Origin of the sequence: Winogradskyella thalassocola (assembly GCF_900099995.1) — a bacterium.
Taxonomy (GTDB): domain Bacteria; phylum Bacteroidota; class Bacteroidia; order Flavobacteriales; family Flavobacteriaceae; genus Winogradskyella; species Winogradskyella thalassocola.
In genome coordinates this window covers 1-1,801 of sequence record NZ_FNCZ01000027.1, presented here as the reverse complement: position 1 = coordinate 1,801, position 1,801 = coordinate 1, and the positions used below count along the sequence as shown (strand labels likewise).

The window sequence follows — 1,801 nt, the reverse complement described above, 5'->3', positions numbered from 1 at the left end:
AAATCTGGGTTAATATTTGATGCAACATATAAAAGTACGCTAGTGAAAAATTAATGGGATTTTACTTGTTTTTTAGCACAGTACTTTGTTAGCTAACGTTTTTTAATTAATACGATATTTTCCAAAGTTTTGATGTCATAACTGTAATATTCGTTATTCTTATCAGTTATAATCTTGTCGACAATCATAATACTGTCATTCAGTTTCTTTATTTTCCACAGATGTTCAACTATTCCCCAATCACTTTTAACTTCCATCTTTATATATTCAGCACTACTATTTATGTCAATTGCTGATTTTGATTTAGAATAGCCATATTTTACATTAATTGAGTCTGATTTAATTTCATAAACAGGTTGATCATATAAATCGTTCTTTGTCAAATTTTTCGGTGGTGGTGGAAGAGGTACAGTTGGTGGTTTTAAAATGCTGTCATTTTTTCGGTAATCGTATATTTCTTTCTCAACCCATTGTCCAACAATAAAATCTTTATTCCATTTAGATTTTCTTTTCTTGAAAGTAATTTCATAATCTTTATCTCCAATTAGTAAGCCATCAAAGATGTTCTCGTCTCTTTGCTTAATAGCAATTGTTTTAGAATCAATAACTAAAAATTGATTGCTATTCAAAGTCGTGATTCTCCAAGGTGATTTTCTATACATATCTTCGAAAAAAGCATTGGTCGAGAAAACAGAATAAATTGAGTCTTTAAATTCAATAGTTATAGTGTCTTTTTCTTCAATTGAGATAATATCAAAAGTATTCCCTCTTAATTCATTTCCGATATCAATTTGGTCAACGTTTTTTTGACAACTGAAAATTGTTGAAATCAGAAATAAAATTATTATGGATTTGTTCATTTTCATATGTTAGCTAACGGTCTCGTGTATGATTAGTGGCGTGTTTAAGCACTTAATTTAGTAAATAAAAACCAAATAGAAAATCCGCGAGGATTTTCGTAAGCAAGCTGGAACTAGCCATTAATTATAAACGTTGTTGTACACCGTTTTTTATTCAGTTGTTATTAGTTTTTCGTCAAACCACACATCTTCATATTCCTTTTTGTCTATTAAAAATCGATATCCAACATCAAGTCCGAAATATTTAATTAAATCAGGTCGAATTTGAAGTAAATGTTCAGCACAAATTGGTTTAAAAAAATCATCAGATTCCGAGTATTCTCCTGTCCAAATATACCAACCTGTTGTTCCTTTCTCTTTTGGATGTCTCAATCCGTGAATTGGGTCAGCATTTAAGTCAGAACCAATTCCAACCATCAGTTTTTTATTTATCGGATTCCATTTCGATTTATGTTTTTCGCAAATTGCTTTTTGTGGCTCTATATGTACATTCCACAAATTAAAATCTGATAACAAGTTTTCTTCTGTTTCCAATTGATGTTTCCACAACTCAATATTCCGTTTGTTTATTGGGAAATTTATTTCTTGACTTTCCCATTGAAAAATTATGTCAGAAATAATGTCATCGTCCCATTCATAAATATCACATTCGCCAATCATTAATTTTGAAGCATAGTTTTCTAAATCCGATTTTCCAATTTCTCCATTCAGATATTGGTCGCATTTAGCAACTAAATCAGAGCGTAATATTTTAATTTCTTGTTTCAATTTTGGTCGTTTCTCAAATGGTGTACAACGTGTTGTGTATGGTTAGTTGCGTGATTTAGCAACTAATTTAGTAAATAAAACACAGATAGAATATTCCGCAGGAATATTCGTAAGCAGGCTATAACTAGCAATTAATTATACACGTCTTAAGTTTACAATTAATTAAATTTAAG

At 29.9% G+C, this 1,801-nt stretch carries 2 protein-coding genes; both read right to left on the bottom strand.

Going from position 1 to position 1,801, the window contains the following annotated elements; all coding sequences use genetic code 11:
- Positions 1-92 precede the first annotated feature (92 nt).
- Positions 93-860 carry a hypothetical protein gene (locus BLT80_RS19780; protein ID WP_092471273.1) on the bottom strand — a complete coding sequence of 256 codons (768 nt, stop codon included), beginning with the start codon at positions 858-860 and terminating at the stop codon, positions 93-95.
- 150 nt (positions 861-1,010) lie between these two features.
- The gene (locus BLT80_RS19775; RefSeq protein ID WP_092471271.1) at positions 1,011-1,628 is read right to left on the bottom strand and encodes an immunity protein Imm33 domain-containing protein; all 618 of its coding nucleotides are present in this window, start codon (positions 1,626-1,628) and stop codon (positions 1,011-1,013) included.
- Positions 1,629-1,801: the final 173 nt, after the last annotated feature.

Bases quoted from the DNA above. Each gene is read 5' to 3' on its own strand.
- BLT80_RS19780 (WP_092471273.1), bottom strand. From the start codon at position 860: ATGAACAAATCCATAATAATTTTATTTCTGATTTCAACAATTTTCAGT.